Origin of the sequence: Marinobacter sp. UBA3604 (assembly GCF_002375325.1) — a bacterium.
Lineage (GTDB): Bacteria > Pseudomonadota > Gammaproteobacteria > Pseudomonadales > Oleiphilaceae > Marinobacter > Marinobacter salarius.
Genome location: NZ_DFMB01000043.1, coordinates 21,284 through 37,421 on the forward strand (window position 1 = coordinate 21,284; position 16,138 = coordinate 37,421).

The following is a 16,138-nucleotide window of genomic DNA, read 5'->3' on the forward strand; positions in this document are numbered from 1 at the left end:
CAGAACTAAGCGGCACTTAAATGGAGATGAAGGCGCAATGGAAAGCCGCCACCGGGCCTGCAATGGTTATCTTTTTTTACTCTGGGATTTCTGAAGCCAGGCTTCCATTCTCCCAGTAGCGTTCTCTGCAACCAAGAATTTTCCGTCAGGGGAGATCACTGCAATAAGACTTTCAGTAGTTAGCCTTAGTAGAGAACCATCAAGAGCAACATGACCGGAGGCAATTAGGGGCCTTAAAAATTCCTCAACTGAACTGCCTTCTTTCTCAGCAAACTCCACAAAACCTGTTTCGGTAATATCGATGTCTTCATTGGTCAGTCTTGAGAAAATGACGTACTGGGAGCTCGTCACCTCCAAAGGCTCCCAGTCAGATGATGTTGCACGGGCTTCAAGCGTCTTGGGCGATACTTCTTCGTACCGCATCTCCCAGCCACTTTCTTCTTCACCAAAAACGGGTTTGACCCTCAAAAATTCGTTTAATCCCTCAATCTCAATATCATCCCCCCAAGGCATCCGAATGTTGAACTCAAGCTCCAGCTTCGTCCATATCATCTCTAGGATAAAGATAATCGGATTGGCTCTGCTTGAGCACATGAAATCCCAGTATCCATCGCGCATTGGAGTTGAGTAAGGCCTTCCATTTGCCTTTACAAGAGAATTGCCTCCGCAAACGATTAACTGAGGAAACTCACTAACCCCGAATCCTGGGCCACTCCCTTGCTCTTCCAAAAACTTTACCAGCCCTTCTCTCAAACCGTGCTCTGTTGAATAACCGTGGTAGCCAAGAACAATTCTAAGCGGCGTCAACTGCTCCATGAATACGGTTGTGTAGATCAACTCATTCTCTTTACTGAGTTTTTTTCTATCGTGATAGTTTGGAGCAGCAATACCGGTGATCTGCGAGAATATTCGATAGGAGGACGATAGATCGATAGGGCTATTATTTTCGTGCTTTCCCTCGAATAGATATTTCGAGTAGCTCTCCGTCACCTGACGTAGTTTGAGAAACGAATCTACTAGATCCTTAGAGTACAGGCTCTTTTTTATTTCGAGCACCGCAAGAACGTCACGCACATGCCATTTATAGGCATCCGTATAGGGAATTTTCTCGCCATCGCCTTGAACAAGCATACAATCCATTTGGCCAGAAACGTGTTTATCGCCATCCGTCACAAAACCACTAACAATGCGGAGGTCAAGCTGTGCAGGGATTGATCTATTCAATAACTCAGCAGACAGACCTTCATACATGTCGCCGATAGTAGGCCCGTGCTTGATAGCGTAAGAATCAAGCTTTTTGGTTTCCTCCTGAATGAATCCTTGGAGCATTTCCGCGACAGTTTTGATCATCCATCATCCTTAAAAATATAACGCAAAAATGCAGCGGCGTGATCTTGCACCACTTTGCTGGGCGCTTTATAGACTGAGCTTTTCATAGGTGTGATGCAGAGGCAAATGCTCGACCCTCGTATGGGAAATTTAGCGAGATCTTCGTGCAGTGCGAACGTTCGCTTTTGTTTAAGAACTCTTCTGGCGATGAGGTCGATTGTCGTTCGCGTCGTCAACTTTCTTTACACGAGTAAAGACGACGTCAAAGACAGATCATTGAATAATTGAGATTTCCCATTTCTGGCGTCAAATTTGCCTCGATGCTATCCCGACCCACCAATGGAGAGGATCATCAAGATGCTAATAAGACTATTCCTAAACAGTGTAGTGGCATTCTTTGTCTGGGGCGCGGTAAATGCTGTGGCAGCGCCTATTTACCTTAACGAGGCAAATATATCGGTTTCTGTCGGTTCGGGCACGTCGCCCGGTTCGTTTAACAACACTTTCTCAGGCGGCCAAACGATCAACAAAGTGATTGACGCGCCAAGCGCGACCTCTGAAGAGTTCCACAATCAAGCGACACATATTTGGTACACAGCCGATGAGATCGGCGGGGGGTTAGAGCTCTTATTTGATTTTGGACAGGAGTACGATTTAAACACCCTGCACTTCTGGAATTACACAAGTGAAAACTTTGATGTAGACAACATTGCGTTTACGTTCTTTAGTTCCGCAAACTCTCAGGTGGGCATTCTGGATGTTCTGCCAGATCTAGGCACGGCTCCAGGCATAACTGCCCAGGATATTGCTCTCGCGGCTCCATTAAACGTTCAATACGTGACAGCGTTTCTAACAGGATCCAATCGCCAGGTGGATTTCCAGAACATTGGTTTTACCGCAGAATTGTCGAGCCCAACCGATCCGAGACCGGTTTCAGAGCCGGGCACGCTGGGTTTGTTGGGTTTTGGCTTAGCAGCGTTGTTGAGTCGCTCACGTCGGCGTAAATGTTATTGAACGGCTTTAACCTGATAGGCGGGGTTCTCCGATAGCCCCGGTTTTCAAAAAATCACCACAAGGCATCTTTCGTTGCTTGCCGTGAGCAACATTCAGGATGGGCCGCGCTTGGGTTCTACCCGTTTCTACAGCCTGTTTTAAAACGGCGGGCAGCTTCAGATTCGGAGCTGCGTTGCGAACGTTCGCTTTTGTTTAAAAGTGGACCTATTGAGCGGTCCCTAACTAGGCCGGAAACCGCCCCCGGGTTTGATTGGCAATTCGAACGAGAACCAGCATCAACGGAACCTCAACCAGAACGCCAACCACCGTCGCCAGCGCCGCTCCCGATTGCAGACCGAACAGTGCAATGGCTGCTGCGACTGCCAACTCGAAAAAGTTGCTGGCGCCAATCATGGCCCCGGGCGCAGCGATGCAGTGACGGACGTTCCAGAGCCGTGCCCAGCCGTAAGCCAGGAAGAAAATCAGGAAAGTCTGCACAATCAGCGGCACGGCAATCAGCACGATATGCAGCGGGTTGTTCAGGATAACTTCGCCCTGGAACGCAAACAGCAGTACCAGGGTAACGATCAGCGCTGCCGGGGTGACCGGCCCCAGGCGTTTCATGAACACCCCGTCGTACCAGCCTTGCCCGCGCTTTGCGATCAGGGCGCGGCGAGTAAGGTAGCCGGCGGTCAGGGGAATGACAATGTACAGCACCACGGAGAGGATAACCGTGTTCCAGGGTACCTGAATGTCGGAAATGCCCAGCAGGAACACCACAACGGGCGCGAAGGCGAAGAGCATGATGATGTCGTTCAGGGACACCTGCACCAGGGTATAGGCGGCATCGCCTTTGGTGAGATAGCTCCAGACAAACACCATGGCGGTGCAGGGCGCCGCGCCCAGGAGGATAGCACCGGCCAGATATTCACTTGCCAATCCGGGGGCGATCAGCGGCTCGAACACCACCATCAGGAAAAACCAGGCAATAGCGAACATGGTGAACGGCTTGATCAGCCAGTTAACAATGGTGGTGATGGCCAGACCTTTTGGCTCCTTGCGCACGCCCACCACTGCGCTGAAATCGATCTGGGCCATCATCGGGAAGATCATGGCCCAGATCAGAATGGCAATAGGGATCGACACCTGAGCGTATTCGAAGCGAGCCAGAGTTTCCGGTACCGAGGGCGCCAGTTGGCCGAGGGCTATGCCAGCGATGATGGCCAAGGCGACCCAGATGGACAGGAATCTTCCGAACAAATCCATGCCACCGCTAGTGTCTTCGTTAGTAACTTCTGTATGGGCGCTCATTACCTATCCCTTACATGGACCGTTGATTGACGCGTGTTGAGACTTCATCGGTGCTTTCCACCCGCTCGGAATAGCGGTCCGTCAGAAAGTCGCTGCGGTCCCGTATCAGCAGGGTGAATTTCACCAGCTCCTCCATGACATCCACGATGCGGTTGTAATAGGGCGAGGGCTTCATACGGTTATTGTCGTCAAATTCCATGAACGCCTTGGGTACCGACGACTGGTTGGGAATTGTCACCATCCGCATCCAGCGCCCCAACACCCGCAACTGATTCACCGCATTGAACGACTGGGAACCACCACACACCTGCATCACCGCCAGGGTCTTGCCCTGGGTAGGGCGTACGCCGCCGATGGATAGGGGAATCCAGTCGATTTGGGTTTTCATAATGCCAGTCATAGCGCCGTGGCGTTCCGGCGAGCACCACACCATGCCTTCCGACCACTGGGCCAGTTCCCGCAATTCCTGAACTTTTGGGTGGGAGGCGTCTTCAGCATCGGCAAGGGGTAGACCGCGGGGGTCGAATACGCGGGTTTCCGAACCCATGGCCTCCAGCAGCCGGGCAGCTTCCTCAACAGCTAACCGGCTGAATGACCGCTCCCGCAGTGAGCCGTACAGCAACAGTATCCTTGGACGATGTGAAGAAGGCGGAGTTGCAAAAACCTGTTCCTCAGTTGGTTTGCGGAACTGGTCAGGGTCGATATTGGGGAGGTCACGGGTGCTCATTGTAATGAAAGGGTCCTTTACTCGTTAAAATCTTCCGGATATTATGCAATAAAATAGATATGCATGAAAACGAATATATGGGAATTTGCATATGAAACGCCGCGTTTTGTTCGTCTGTACCGCCAATAGTGCCCGGTCATTGATGGCGGAAGCCTTGCTAAGGGAACTGGCCGGTGACCAGTTTGAAGTGGCGAGTGCCGGAACCGAGCCTGACAAACCCCATCCGATGGCGCTGCAGGTGCTCTCAGAGTCGGGCTTTTCCGTCGATGGTTTGCAGAGTAAATCGCTGGCAGGCGTTGAAAGTGAGCATTGGGATTATGTGATTACCCTTTGTGAAAAAGCTGCCAACGAGTGTGGCAACGTCTGTCAGCCCGCCCAGCAAATCGCCTGGGACTTCCCGGACCCGGTGCCAAGCGGGCGCCATGCCACCTTCGCACTGACCCTCAAGGAAATCCGCGAGCGCATTGGCCTGTTTACTTTGGTACACAGAAAAGAAACCGGTATGAAGCCGGTGAGCTTTAACCCGGTAACGGTGTTCAAGGCGTTGGGTGACGAGCTTCGCCTGGCTGCGCTGATGCTGGTTCGGCAGGAAACGAAACTGTGTGTGTGTGAACTCACCGCCGCCCTCGATATTTCCCAGCCCAAGGCCAGCCGGCACCTGGCCACCCTGCGGGAGGCGGGCCTGCTGGATGCAGAGCGTCAGGGGCAATGGATGTACTATTCGCTGAATCCCCGGATGCCCCAGTGGCTGTCGCGGGTTCTGGATGAAACTGCCGATAGCAATCCCGCCCTGATCACTGAGGAACTCGAGCGCCTTTCTGTCATGCCAGACAGGCCGGTTGTGCGGTGTATTTAATGGATAACGCTTTCTGGAGCACATCATGAGCAAGATCAAAGTCGGAATAAATGGATTCGGTCGAATCGGTCGCCTGGCCCTGCGGGCAGCGTGGCAGTGGCCGGAGATGGAATTCGTAGCGATCAACGATCCGGGCGCCGATGCCGAGACGCTGGCACATCTGCTGAACTTCGACAGTATTCATGGCCGCTGGGACCACGAAGTGGGTGTGGACGGCGACAGTATCGTTATCGAGGGTAAATCGGTTCGCGTCACCCGCAATAAAACCATTGGGGAGACCGACTGGTCCGGCTGCGATCTGGTGATTGAAGCCAGCGGCAAAATGAAAAAGGTGGACGTGCTCCAGGCGTATCTCGATCAGGGCGTCAAGCGCGTGGTGGTGACCGCTCCGGTGAAAGAGGCTGGGGCCAAAAACATTGTGGTGGGCGTGAACGACGGCATTTTTGATCCGGCCAATGACCGCATTGTCACTGCTGCTTCCTGCACCACCAACTGCCTGGCGCCGGTGGTGAAGGTCATCCACGAGAAGCTGGGTATCAAGCATGGTTCCATCACGACGATCCATAGCCTGACCAACACTCAAACCATCATCGATGCGCCCCATAAGGACCTGCGGCGGGCCCGCGCCTGTGGCAGTTCACTGATTCCGACCAGCACCGGTTCCGCCACCGCGATTATCGAAATTTTTCCGGAGCTGAAGGGCCGTCTGGATGGCCATGCCGTGCGGGTGCCATTGACGAATGCCTCGCTGACCGATTGCGTATTCGAGGTGGAAACACCCACGGATCGCGATACCGTAAATCAGTTGTTAAAAGAGGCTGCTGAGGGCGATCTGAAAAACATTCTGGGCTACGAAGAGCGCCCGCTGGTGTCCATCGATTACCAAACCGACCCTCGCTCCTCCATTATTGATGCCCTCTCCACCATGGTGGTGAATGGTACCCAGGTGAAAATCTACGCCTGGTACGACAACGAATGGGGCTACGCCAACCGCACCGCAGAACTGGCGCGCCGGGTAGGTTCCGTCTGATATGACTGCTGCCATCCGACAGTACCTGGTCATCACCGGTAATTACTGGGCCTTCACCCTGACGGACGGGGCCTTGCGGATGCTGGTGGTGTTGCATTTCCATCAGCTCGGCTATTCACCGCTGGAAATTGCCCTGCTGTTCATTTTCTACGAGTTCTTCGGGGTGGTGACCAACCTGGTGGGTGGCTATTTGGGCGCTCGCATGGGGCTGAACCGCACCATGAATATCGGGCTGTTCCTTCAGATTGCCGCTCTTGCCATGCTGGCGGTGCCGGCGGCCATGCTGACGGTGCCTTGGGTGATGGCGGCTCAGGCCATCTCCGGTATCGCCAAAGACCTGAACAAGATGTCCGCCAAGAGCGGCATTAAGCTTCTGGTGCCAGATGAGCAGCAGGGCACTCTGTACAAATGGGTGGCCATCCTTACCGGATCGAAGAACACTCTGAAGGGCGTGGGCTTTTTCCTCGGCGGTGTGTTGCTGATGGCTGCTGGGTTCCAGGGCGCGGTCGTAATCATGGCGGTGGCCCTGAGTGTGGTGTGGCTGGTCAGCCTTTTCCTGTTGGGGCAGGACCTGGGCAAGAGCAAGGCAAAGCCGAAGTTCCGCGAAATTCTGTCCAAGAGTCGGGCGATCAACGTGTTGTCTGCCGCCCGTATGTTCTTGTTCGGTGCCCGGGATGTCTGGTTTGTGGTGGCTCTGCCGGTTTATCTGCACACCGTGTTTGGCTGGGATTTCTGGAAAGTGGGTGGCTTCATGGCCACCTGGGTGATTGGCTACGGCTTTATCCAGACCCTTGCGCCGCGTATTACCGGGAATATGGAAGGCCGGCAGCCCGCCATGATTTGGGCGGCGGCATTGGCGTTAATTCCAGCCGGTATTGCGGTTGGTCTTATGGTGGGCTGGTCGCCCCAGTTCGTGGTGATCGGCGGCCTGCTGCTATTCGGGGTACTGTTTGCCATCAACTCGTCGCTGCACAGTTACCTGATTGTCAGCTATGCGCGAGGGGATGGTGTCTCGCTGGATGTGGGTTTCTATTATATGTCGAATGCCGCCGGCCGCTTGCTGGGAACGATCCTGTCCGGCTGGGTTTATCAGGCCTACGGGCTGCAAGCCTGTTTGTGGATATCCGCGGGTCTGGTGGCAGCAGCGGCGATACTCTCGATGTTCTTACCGGAGAAGCGACCAGTTCCTGCCACCTGATCAGGTGGCCTGGTCGGGAACTTCCCGGATGCGGCCATGCTCGTCGATGGCAACATAAATGAAGAGACCTTCGGTTACCTTGCGCGGGGCCTTGGCGGTGCGGTCCAGGGTCCAGACTTCAATGTTGATTTTCATCGAGCTGCGCCCCACTTCCACCAACTCACCGTAACAGCCAACCTGGGATCCCACCCGCAACGGCGAAAGAAACTCCATCCTGTCCATGGCCACAGTGGCGTTGCGGCCCTGTGAAATTCGCCCCGCGAGCGTTGCCGCAGCAATGTCCATCTGTTTAACCAGCCAGCCGGCGAACACATCGCCGTTGGGGTTGGTGTCTGAGGGAAGGGGGATTACCTGGATTACCAGTTCGCCCCGGGGCGTGGGTTTGTCGTCATCAAGCGCCGTCATGGATTCAACCTTATCAGTTCGGAATTGTTTTAGTACCCCGCATGTTAGCGGCCTGCGCCGCGTCTGCAAGAAAAATTGAACGTCCTGTTCTATATTTCAGTGGCTGTAACAAAGTTGTCATAGAGTGCCTTTATTGTTCACACATCGGTGAAGCAAACCCGTAAATAAAGTCAACGTGACAAATGGAGACTCAACGTGATCAAACTTAGAACAGCCCTTTCAACTGTGGCACTGGCCGGTAGCATCGCCGCCGTGTCGACTCCTGCCATGGCGCGCGACACCATCAGCATCGTCGGTTCCTCTACTGTTTATCCGTTCGCGACGGTTGTGGCTGAGCGCTTTGGTTCTTCAACTGACTTCCCGACTCCGAAGCTTGAGTCAACCGGTTCTGGTGGCGGCCTGAAGTTGTTCTGCGCCGGTATCGGCACCCAGCATCCGGACATCACCAATGCGTCACGTCGCATGAAGACGTCTGAGTACGATCTTTGCCAGAAAAACGGTGTAAAAGACATCACCGAATTCCGCATCGGTTCTGACGGCATCGTGATTGCCAGCTCGCAGAAAGCCGATAACCTGGACATCACCCTTGAGCAGCTTTTCCTGGCCCTGGGCAAGCAGGTTCCTTCACCGGACGATGAGACCAAGCTGGTTGATAACCCCTACGAAAAGTGGAGCGACATTGACTCCAGCCTGCCAAACGTTGCCATTCGTGTGATGGGACCGCCTCCGACCTCCGGTACCCGTGATTCTTTCAACGAGCTGGCCCTGCAGGGCGGCTGTGAAGATCTGCCAGCGGTTGCCGACATGAGCGAAGACGACATGGAAGGCGTGTGTCAGAGCGTTCGTGAAGATGGCGCGTTCATCGAAGCCGGCGAGAACGATAACCTGATCGTTCAGAAGTTGATCGACGACAAAGGCCTTTACGGTGTGTTCGGTTACAGCTTCCTGGAAGAGAACGCTGACCGTCTGCAGGCTGCAACGCTGAACGGCAAGGTACCGACGGCTGAAGCCATTGCGGCAGACGAATACCCGGTTGCCCGTTCACTGTTCTTCTACGTCAAGAAAGCCCACGTTGGTGTGGTTCCGGGTATCGCGGAATACGCCGAGTTCTTTGCGAGCCCGAGCGCCATGGGCAAGAATGGCTACCTGAAGGACGTTGGCCTGATCGTTCCTCCGCGCGACGCGCTGATGAAGCTGCAGGACAAGGCATCTGACATGCCTAACCTGGCCAAGGAAGAACTGATGTAAGCCAGTCGACAAGGTGTTGACTGACAAGGGTGCGGGTCTTTGAAAGGCTCGCGCCCTTTTGCACGTCTGGAAAGCGGCATGTGCGTCCTGTTTTCCGAATGATTACACTTGTGGTCCTTTTTAGCTTGTTACGGGAATTTTCATGCAACCGGCCAATCTGCTTTTATTGACCATCGTGCTGTCGATGGTTGCCTACGGCTTGGGCTATGCCCGATCGCGGTCACTGGCGATGCCGATGGGGGGCATTCGTCATCTCAAGTCCCTGCCCTTTTATTACGGGGCACGAGCGGCTTTGTGGTGCGGCATTCCCGCGCTGCTGGTGCTTGGGCTCTGGGCAGCGTTCCAGGGAAAAGTTATCCAGACCCTGGTTGTTGGCTCCCTGCCACAGGAAATGTTGCCGGCGTCCGAGGGCGAGGCGAGTCTTCTGTTGAGCAAGATCAGCAACGTGGCCAGTGGTAGCCTGCCTCCGGGGTTTGCGGAAGCACCCATTGTTGAAGCTGCAGAGCGACTGAAGGCGCTGAGGGAACAGAGCCGGATGTTCATGACCACCCTGGTGGTGTCCGTCTCTGTGCTGGCGGGATTTTTGGGCTGGCTCCGGGTTCGCCCGGCACTGAACGCCCGGACACAAGTGGAGTCGATCCTGAAGTGGCTGTTTTTCGCCTGTGCCGCGCTGGCGATTCTGACCACCATCGGGATTATTTTCTCCGTGGCGTTTGAAACCTTCCGGTTCTTTCAGAAGATTCCGTTCACCGAGTTTATCTTCGGCTCCCAGTGGAGCCCGCAAACCGCATTACGAGCAGATCAGGTGGCAGCCCAGGGCGCCTTTGGCATGATCCCGCTGTTCACCGGCACGCTGCTGATTTCGGCGATTGCGATGCTGGTTGCGGTGCCGGTGGGATTGCTGTCGGCGATTTACCTCTCGGAGTACGCCAACAAGAAAGTACGCGGTGTGGTCAAGCCATTGCTTGAGATGCTGGCGGGTATCCCGACGGTGGTCTACGGCTTCTTTGCAGCACTTACCGTCGCGCCGTTCATCAGTAACTTCGCGGCCTCTCTGGGTATCGATGCGTCGTCCCAGAGTGCGCTCGCCGCTGGCGGGGTCATGGGCATCATGATCATTCCGTTTGTGTCTTCGCTGTCGGACGACGTTATCAACGCGGTACCGCAAACCCTGCGTGACGGCTCCCTGGCTCTGGGCGCTACCCAGTCGGAAACCATGAAGAAGGTGATTTTCCCGGCGGCACTGCCCGGCATTATGGGCGGGGTGCTGTTGGCAGTCTCCCGAGCCATTGGTGAAACCATGATCGTGGTCATGGCCGCGGGCCTCGCAGCGAATCTGACGGCCAATCCGCTGGAAACCGTCACTACGGTTACCGTACAGATTGTCACCCTGCTGACCGGCGACCAGGAATTCGACAGCGCCAAGACCCTGGCGGCCTTCGCCCTCGGCGCGATGCTCTTCCTCGCTACCCTGTTGCTGAATGTGGTGGCCCTGAAAATCGTTCGCAAATATCGGGAACAGTATGACTGATCAACGTTCACAGGCGGAGCTCGTCCGCCAGTCACTCAAACGGCGTTACCGCAAGGAGCGCCGGTTCCGGGCCTACGGCATACTGGCGATTGCGATTGCGCTTTCCGCCCTGGTGGTGCTGTTCGTCGACATTATTGGTAAAGGCTACACCGGCTTCACCAAAACCACGATCACCATGGAAGTCGAGCTCGATGGTGAAATGATGTACCTGGACGACGCCACGGACAAAAAGCAGATCAAGATGGCTGATTTTGTGGAGCCATTGGTGCAGGCGATGATCAAACAGGTGCCGGGTGCAACGGAAGAGAACAGGGATGCCGTCCGTGATCTGCTTAACCCCTACGCGTCCAATGAGCTGCGTGACATGCTCGAGCAGAACCCCGAGTGGCTTGGAACCACCCAAACACTGACTGTTCTGGCTCACACCGACGTGGATGTCTACGTGAAGCATGCAGGTGACGACGCCTATTCCATCAAGCTCAGTGACCGGCAACAGCGCTGGGTGGATCAGTTGGTGGAAAATGAGGTTGTGCAGACGTCCTTCAACGATGTGTTCTTCAGCAGCGGCGATTCCCGTGATCCGTCCCGCGCCGGTATTCTTGGGGCGATCGTCGGGTCTTTGCTGACCATGCTGGTGACACTGGTGCTCTCGTTCCCCATCGGGGTTGCGGCTGCCATTTACCTGGAAGAGTTTGCACCCCAGAACAGGCTCACGGATTTCATTGAAGTGAACATCAATAACCTGGCTGCGGTGCCGTCGATTATCTTCGGTTTGCTGGGCCTGGCGGTGTTCATCAACCTGTTCGGTATGCCTAGATCGGTGCCGGTGGTGGGCGGTCTCGTACTGACGCTGATGACCCTGCCAACCATCATCATTTCCAGCCGGGCGGCCATTAAAAGCGTACCGCCGTCAATCCGGGAGGCTGCCGAAGGTATTGGTGCCTCCAAAATGCAGGTGGTGTTACACCATGTATTGCCGCTGGCCATGCCGGGAATGCTGACCGGTTCCATTATCGGCATGGCGCAGGCACTGGGCGAGACCGCCCCCCTGTTGCTGATCGGGATGGTGGCGTTCATCGTTGATGTTCCGGACGGCTTTTTCGATTCGGCGACGGTACTCCCGGTTCAGGTCTTCCTGTGGGCGGGCAGCCCGGAGCTCGCCTTTATAGAACGTGCGTCAGCAGCCATCATGGTATTGCTGGCATTCCTGGTTAGCATGAACGCACTGGCCATTTGGCTTCGCAAGCGCCTTGAGCGTCGGTGGTAAGGAGATAAGCGATGAATACGATGAACCCAACGATTACCAAAGAAGCCGATCATCAAGAGGTTGAGGCGGTTGCTCCGGTGCGGGAGCAGCCCGAGGAAACAATCATTGAGGAAGGCAAAACGGTGGGAGAGCCTTTTGCCGACAATGCCAAATTCAAGCTTCGCGATGTCAATGTTTCCTACGGTGATACCCGGGCGATCAAGAACATCAGCCTGGATGTGGCGAAGAACGAGGTCATTGCCTTTATTGGACCTTCAGGGTGCGGCAAGTCCACGTTCCTGAGGTGTCTCAACCGGATGAATGACAGCATCGAAATCTGCAAGGTGACGGGGTCACTTCAGTTGGACGATCAGGACATCTATGACCGTCGCCGCGACGTTGTCGAATTGCGTGCGCGGGTGGGCATGGTTTTCCAGAAGCCAAACCCGTTCCCCAAGTCCATTTATGACAATGTGGCCTATGGCCCCCGGATTCATGGCCTGGCCAATCGAAAATCCGATCTTGATGACATCGTCGAGAACAGCCTGCGCAAGGCGGGGCTGTGGGGCGAGGTCAAGGACCGTCTGGATGCGACAGCCACCGGAATGTCGGGCGGCCAGCAGCAGCGTCTGTGCATTGCGCGCGCTATCGCGGTGAGCCCGGAGGTTATTCTGATGGACGAGCCTTGCTCCGCACTGGACCCCATTGCAACCGCGAGGGTGGAAGAGCTGATGGCGGAAATGTCGGAGAGTTACACCATCGTGATCGTGACCCACTCGATGCAACAGGCAGCCCGTGTATCGAATCGAACGGCGTATTTCCACCTGGGGCATCTGGTGGAAGTAAACGAAACCAACAAGGTGTTTACGTCGCCCGAGCACGAACTCACCGAATCCTATATCACCGGCCGTTTCGGTTAACGCCGGTATTGTTGAACACTGGAGAACACAGTCATGCCAGATAAAAAGGACGATGTTTACGGCGATCACATTTCGCACAAGTTCAATGACGAACTGATGGCCCTGAAGAGCGAGTTTCTTGAGATGGGCGGCCTGGTGGAGTCCCAGGTCGACCGTGCGATTACCTCACTGGTGGAAAATGATGGCCACCTGGCGGACGAGGTCCGTGCCACGGACAAGAAAGTCGATCAGATGGAAATCGACCTCGACGAGGAAGCAACCCTGATTATCGCCCGTCGCCAGCCCACCGCGCGTGATCTGCGGTTGGTGATTTCGGTGATCAAGATGGTGGCGGACCTGGAGCGGGTTGGTGACGAGGCCAAGAAAATCGCCAAGTTTGCCATCAAGCTGTCAGAGGAAGGTCAGGCGCCTCGAGGGTACGTGGAAGTGCGCCACATTGGCAATCATGTTCTTAGCATGTTGCACGATGCCCTGGACGCCTTTGCCCGTCTCGATTCCGAGCAGGCGCTGCGGATCATGAAGGAAGACAAGCGAGTAGACGAGGAATACCAGGCGGCCACGCGGACGTTGCTGACGTTCATGATGGAAGATACCCGCAACATTTCCCGCTGTATGTCGGTGATGTGGATTCTCCGTGCCCTGGAGCGGGTGGGGGATCATGCCTGCAACATTGCCGAGAATGTGATCTTCATGGTCAAAGGTGAGGATGTTCGGCATACGCCGGTGGAGGAAGCTGAGAAGGTCGTCGGGCGCTGAGTTCGTAGCCTTCTGGTGCGGGTGTTCCCGCAGGGCAGGAGGCACTGTTCAGGACACGCCCGTGAATACGTCCATGTAGGGCTCGGTCGAGCCATCCCTGGCGCTCCACGGTCCTGAACAGTGCCTCCCGCCCGGCTTTGTAAATATCTCAGATATCGCCGGGGCTCAAGGCGATCAGCCTTGCTTCATTTTATCGGTATACGGCGGCCAACCGAGGGGCTTGCCGGCCAGCAGGTGCAGGTGGATGTGGAATACCGTCTGGCCTGAATTTTCGCCGCAATTCATGACGGTCCGATAGCCATCGTCGGCGAAACCCATCTCCTTCGCCAGTTTGGCCGCAACCCAGTACAAGTGGCCCACCAACTCCCGGTCGCCTTCCTCGATGTCGTTGATCGTTGCGATTTCCTGTTTCGGGATAATCAGTAGGTGTACCGGTGCCTGTGGATTGATGTCCTTGAACGCCAGGCTGATGTCGTCTTCGTAAACGATGTCCGCCGGGATTTCCCGGTTCATGATCTTGGTGAAAATGGTTTCTGCCATGATGATTCCCTGTTGATGAGTTGAGGCTTGTGAAACGCTTTACAGTTGCTTCATCCCCGGCAGCCGCTCCGCCAGTTGGCGGATCAGCGGGGGTAGTTCGTCGTCGATGCCCATAGCGTATTTGGCCACCCGGTTTCTGGCAAATGGCATTGCTTTCGCGGCGCCCAGGCCCAGATTGCGCAACAAGTGCAGAGGCGGCGTGCGGTTGCTGAACAGGTGGTAGAACACGTCCATCGCCATCATCATACGGCGGTTGGCCGGGCGGCGTTGTTGCTCGTATTTGGTCAGCCACGCCGGATCGGCCAGGTCGCAGCCTGCGCGTTTGGCCTCGCGGATGACGGTCTGCAGGCAGAGGGCGTCCTGGAAGCCCAGGTTGACGCCCTGGCCAGCCAGCGGGTTGATTGTGTGGGCAGCGTCACCTGCCAGCACGACACGATTGTTCACATAGGTTTTGGCGTGCTGGCGGGCAATCGGGAAGCTGGCTTTGGCTTCAATGTGCGTCAGCAGAGGCAGTTCCGGCGGGAAGGCGTTCTGTATTTCCGCCATCAATGCACGGTCGTCCAGCGATTTCAGGTGCGCTAGTTGCTCCGGCGAGTCGTACCACACCAGAGACGCCCAGCTTTCGCCATTGCCCGCGGAATGCAGCGGGAGGAAAGCCCGTGGGCCGGAAGGGTAGAAGCTCTGCCAGGTGATGTCCTCAACCGCGCCCTGGTAGCGAACCGAAATGACCATTGCCTGTTGCTGGTACTGGTCCCGGGTTACGCCGATGCCCGCCAGTTCCCGGACGCCGGAGGCCGCGCCATCGGCGCCCACCACCAATTGGCACTCGAGTTCGGTGCCGTCCTCCAGGGTCACAGCAGCGTGGTTGTTGCCGTTTTCGAGGTGGCTGACGGCGTTGTCGGGAAACAGGGAGACCGAGTTCAGAGCCGCGGCGCTGTTCCACAACGCCTGCTGGGTAATGCGATTCTCCACGATATGCCCCAGGTGTCGGGCGGACAGGTTGCTGGCGTCAAACACCACATCGGCGACCTTGCGGGGCAGCAGGTTGCTGAGTGGGTGGCGGGTCTCGTCCCATACCGCCAGGCGAGCGTAGGGTGTGGCACGCATGGCGAGCATGCTGGGCCAGACGTCAAGATCGTTGAGGTAGCGCTCACTGCCGGCGCTCAGGGCTGACACGCGGATGTCCGGAGGCAGTGAGGGATCGAATTCGGGGGCGGAGCCACGGTCAACCAGGGCCACGCGGAAGCCACTGCGGCCAAGTCCGGTCGCGAGGGCAGCACCAACCATGCCGGCACCGACAATCACAATATCAAAGGCTTGAGTCATAACGGATTCCTGTCTGGTACGCCCAGTTTACGCGATGGACGCATCCAGACAAGCCGTCCGGATCAAGCCTGGGCCGGTTTTTGGTGTCAGTAACCGGCCAGGTTGGCGGTGGGGCTGCCGGTCAGGGACTCAGCCCTGCGGGCGCGGCCCTTGAGCCAGGCTGGCTTTTGCGCGCCTGGTTTCACAAATCCCTGCTCCAGCACCATCGGATGCACCAGCTCCAGGAAATCAGACGTTTTCATGTGGATGGATTCGGTGTGGCTGCCAGCGGCAAAGGCGAGTTCCGGTTGCCGGGTCAGAGCCTCAGCGCAATACACGGACATATCAAACAGGTTGCCGAATGGTGGCATGGCGCCCACTTCGCACTCGGGGAAGCGGTCCTGGAACTCCTGTTCGTCCGCAAGATCGACAAAATCGGTATCGAGGATGTGGGTCAGTCGGTCCCAACGGATACGCCAGGTAGCGGGCATGACCAGCATGGCCATTTTGCCATCCAGTTCAATAATGACGGTTTTCACCACCCGGTCGCCGGCGATTTTGACGTGGTGGGCGAGTTGCTGGGCGGTGAACGCAGGGGGGTGAGACAGGCACATGTACTCCACGCCTGCCTGATCGAGGTATTCCTTCAACTGCTGTACCGGCATAGTGACAACCTCCTACCAGCAATGACAGCGGTACGGGAACCGGTGATATTCCTGGCCCGGTTCCGGTGACTGGCGGTG

Annotated in this window: 16 protein-coding genes; 9 read left to right on the plus strand and 7 right to left on the minus strand. The window is 56.1% G+C overall.

What is annotated here, in order from left to right:
* Positions 1 to 66: 66 nt before the first annotated feature.
* Entirely contained in the window at positions 67 to 1,350 is a 1,284-nt protein-coding gene (locus B2590_RS13340) for a DUF6602 domain-containing protein (RefSeq protein WP_278367951.1), read from the minus strand.
* 336 nt (positions 1,351 to 1,686) lie between these two features.
* On the opposite strand from B2590_RS13340, the gene B2590_RS13345 reads away from it, so the two are divergent.
* The gene (locus tag B2590_RS13345) at positions 1,687 to 2,343 is read left to right on the plus strand and encodes a PEP-CTERM sorting domain-containing protein (protein WP_278367953.1); all 657 of its coding nucleotides are present in this window, start codon (positions 1,687 to 1,689) and stop codon (positions 2,341 to 2,343) included.
* Between the two features lie 222 nt (positions 2,344 to 2,565).
* Here the strand turns inward: B2590_RS13345 and arsB are convergent, their stop codons facing one another.
* Positions 2,566 to 3,633 (minus strand): ACR3 family arsenite efflux transporter, encoded by a 1,068-nt coding sequence (arsB, locus tag B2590_RS13350; RefSeq protein WP_278367955.1) that lies wholly within the window; start codon positions 3,631 to 3,633, stop codon positions 2,566 to 2,568.
* Between the two features lie 10 nt (positions 3,634 to 3,643).
* Entirely contained in the window at positions 3,644 to 4,360 is a 717-nt protein-coding gene (gene arsH / locus B2590_RS13355) for an arsenical resistance protein ArsH (protein ID WP_278367957.1), read from the minus strand.
* Positions 4,361 to 4,451: 91 nt separating this feature from the next.
* Between arsH and B2590_RS13360 the strand changes: the two genes are divergently transcribed.
* The 3 genes from B2590_RS13360 to arsJ are packed head-to-tail and all read left to right on the plus strand — an operon-like array spanning position 4,452 to position 7,444.
* Positions 4,452 to 5,216, plus strand: a complete 765-nt coding sequence (locus B2590_RS13360) for a metalloregulator ArsR/SmtB family transcription factor (RefSeq protein ID WP_036210685.1) — start codon at positions 4,452 to 4,454, stop codon at positions 5,214 to 5,216.
* 25 nt (positions 5,217 to 5,241) lie between these two features.
* Positions 5,242 to 6,246: an ArsJ-associated glyceraldehyde-3-phosphate dehydrogenase gene (locus B2590_RS13365; protein ID WP_036210688.1), complete on the plus strand. Its 1,005-nt coding sequence runs from the start codon at positions 5,242 to 5,244 to the stop codon at positions 6,244 to 6,246.
* A 1-nt stretch (position 6,247) separates the two neighbouring features.
* Positions 6,248 to 7,444, plus strand: a complete 1,197-nt coding sequence (gene arsJ, locus B2590_RS13370) for an organoarsenical effux MFS transporter ArsJ (protein WP_278367959.1) — start codon at positions 6,248 to 6,250, stop codon at positions 7,442 to 7,444.
* Here the strand turns inward: arsJ and B2590_RS13375 are convergent, their stop codons facing one another.
* A complete protein-coding gene (locus B2590_RS13375; RefSeq protein WP_036210694.1) occupies positions 7,445 to 7,849 on the minus strand; it encodes an acyl-CoA thioesterase in 405 nt (134 codons plus the stop codon). It abuts the gene before it with no gap.
* A 195-nt stretch (positions 7,850 to 8,044) separates the two neighbouring features.
* Here B2590_RS13375 and B2590_RS13380 point away from each other — a divergent pair, with 195 nt between their 5' ends.
* The 5 genes from B2590_RS13380 (at position 8,045) to phoU (ending at position 13,550) form a co-directional block, all read left to right on the plus strand.
* On the plus strand, positions 8,045 to 9,097 hold the full coding sequence (locus tag B2590_RS13380) for a substrate-binding domain-containing protein (protein WP_036210697.1): 1,053 nt from the start codon (positions 8,045 to 8,047) through the stop codon (positions 9,095 to 9,097).
* Positions 9,098 to 9,239: 142 nt separating this feature from the next.
* On the plus strand, positions 9,240 to 10,628 hold the full coding sequence (gene pstC, locus B2590_RS13385; RefSeq protein ID WP_041332490.1) for a phosphate ABC transporter permease subunit PstC: 1,389 nt from the start codon (positions 9,240 to 9,242) through the stop codon (positions 10,626 to 10,628).
* On the plus strand, positions 10,621 to 11,895 hold the full coding sequence (gene pstA / locus B2590_RS13390) for a phosphate ABC transporter permease PstA (RefSeq protein ID WP_036210703.1): 1,275 nt from the start codon (positions 10,621 to 10,623) through the stop codon (positions 11,893 to 11,895). The genes pstC and pstA overlap by 8 nt, the downstream gene beginning before the upstream one ends.
* 11 nt (positions 11,896 to 11,906) lie before the next feature.
* On the plus strand, positions 11,907 to 12,794 hold the full coding sequence (pstB, locus tag B2590_RS13395; protein ID WP_036210707.1) for a phosphate ABC transporter ATP-binding protein PstB: 888 nt from the start codon (positions 11,907 to 11,909) through the stop codon (positions 12,792 to 12,794).
* Between the two features lie 33 nt (positions 12,795 to 12,827).
* Entirely contained in the window at positions 12,828 to 13,550 is a 723-nt protein-coding gene (phoU, locus tag B2590_RS13400; protein ID WP_075194180.1) for a phosphate signaling complex protein PhoU, read from the plus strand.
* Between the two features lie 174 nt (positions 13,551 to 13,724).
* On the opposite strand, the gene B2590_RS13405 is transcribed toward phoU, so the two are convergent.
* The 3 genes from B2590_RS13405 to B2590_RS13415 all read right to left on the minus strand — a co-directional run bounded on the left by B2590_RS13405 (position 13,725) and on the right by B2590_RS13415 (position 16,060).
* Complete coding sequence (locus tag B2590_RS13405) at positions 13,725 to 14,090, minus strand: histidine triad nucleotide-binding protein (protein WP_278367964.1); 366 nt, start codon at positions 14,088 to 14,090, stop codon at positions 13,725 to 13,727.
* Between the two features lie 39 nt (positions 14,091 to 14,129).
* Positions 14,130 to 15,416 carry an FAD-dependent monooxygenase gene (locus B2590_RS13410; protein WP_286811385.1) on the minus strand — a complete coding sequence of 429 codons (1,287 nt, stop codon included), beginning with the start codon at positions 15,414 to 15,416 and terminating at the stop codon, positions 14,130 to 14,132.
* Between the two features lie 86 nt (positions 15,417 to 15,502).
* Positions 15,503 to 16,060 carry an aminoacyl-tRNA deacylase gene (locus B2590_RS13415; protein WP_036210719.1) on the minus strand — a complete coding sequence of 186 codons (558 nt, stop codon included), beginning with the start codon at positions 16,058 to 16,060 and terminating at the stop codon, positions 15,503 to 15,505.
* Between the last annotated feature and the right edge of the window lie 78 nt (positions 16,061 to 16,138).

Bases quoted from the DNA above. Each gene is read 5' to 3' on its own strand.
- arsH (WP_278367957.1), bottom strand. From the start codon at position 4,360: ATGAGCACCCGTGACCTCCCCAATATCGACCCTGACCAGTTCCGCAAA.
- B2590_RS13415 (WP_036210719.1), bottom strand. From the start codon at position 16,060: ATGCCGGTACAGCAGTTGAAGGAATACCTCGATCAGGCAGGCGTGGAG.
- B2590_RS13365 (WP_036210688.1), top strand. From the start codon at position 5,242: ATGAGCAAGATCAAAGTCGGAATAAATGGATTCGGTCGAATCGGTCGC.
- arsB (WP_278367955.1), bottom strand. From the start codon at position 3,633: ATGAGCGCCCATACAGAAGTTACTAACGAAGACACTAGCGGTGGCATG.
- pstB (WP_036210707.1), top strand. From the start codon at position 11,907: ATGAATACGATGAACCCAACGATTACCAAAGAAGCCGATCATCAAGAG.
- phoU (WP_075194180.1), top strand. From the start codon at position 12,828: ATGCCAGATAAAAAGGACGATGTTTACGGCGATCACATTTCGCACAAG.
- arsJ (WP_278367959.1), top strand. From the start codon at position 6,248: ATGACTGCTGCCATCCGACAGTACCTGGTCATCACCGGTAATTACTGG.
- B2590_RS13405 (WP_278367964.1), bottom strand. From the start codon at position 14,090: ATGGCAGAAACCATTTTCACCAAGATCATGAACCGGGAAATCCCGGCG.
- B2590_RS13360 (WP_036210685.1), top strand. From the start codon at position 4,452: ATGAAACGCCGCGTTTTGTTCGTCTGTACCGCCAATAGTGCCCGGTCA.
- pstA (WP_036210703.1), top strand. From the start codon at position 10,621: ATGACTGATCAACGTTCACAGGCGGAGCTCGTCCGCCAGTCACTCAAA.
- B2590_RS13340 (WP_278367951.1), bottom strand. From the start codon at position 1,350: ATGATCAAAACTGTCGCGGAAATGCTCCAAGGATTCATTCAGGAGGAA.
- B2590_RS13345 (WP_278367953.1), top strand. From the start codon at position 1,687: ATGCTAATAAGACTATTCCTAAACAGTGTAGTGGCATTCTTTGTCTGG.
- pstC (WP_041332490.1), top strand. From the start codon at position 9,240: ATGCAACCGGCCAATCTGCTTTTATTGACCATCGTGCTGTCGATGGTT.
- B2590_RS13410 (WP_286811385.1), bottom strand. From the start codon at position 15,416: ATGACTCAAGCCTTTGATATTGTGATTGTCGGTGCCGGCATGGTTGGT.
- B2590_RS13375 (WP_036210694.1), bottom strand. From the start codon at position 7,849: ATGACGGCGCTTGATGACGACAAACCCACGCCCCGGGGCGAACTGGTA.